This is a genomic window from Streptomyces sp. RPT161, from assembly GCF_027533845.1.
Classification (GTDB): Bacteria; Actinomycetota; Actinomycetes; order Streptomycetales; family Streptomycetaceae; genus Streptantibioticus_A; species Streptantibioticus_A silvisoli_A.
On sequence record NZ_JAPZVN010000137.1, the window covers coordinates 1 to 218 of the forward strand.

The window sequence follows — 218 nt, forward strand, 5'->3', positions numbered from 1 at the left end:
TGGGCTTGATTCGCTTTGACGGACATCCGAGATCAGGGGCCTTGGTCCCGGAAGGATGTCCACCATGGACAGCATGGGGAAGAAGAAGCCGCGTCCTCGCCGCTCGTTCACGCCGGAGTTCAAGTCCGAGATCGTCGAGCTGTGCCAGCGCGGCGACCGCTCGATCGGCCAGGTCGCCAAGGACTTCGACCTGACAGAGACCGCCGTGCGGTTCTGGG

At 63.8% G+C, this 218-nt stretch carries 1 protein-coding gene; it reads left to right on the plus strand.

What is annotated here, in order from left to right; all coding sequences use genetic code 11:
• Positions 1-73: 73 nt before the first annotated feature.
• The coding region (locus tag O5O46_RS35755; protein WP_443072708.1) for a transposase at positions 74-218 on the plus strand (145 nt) is incomplete at its 3' end.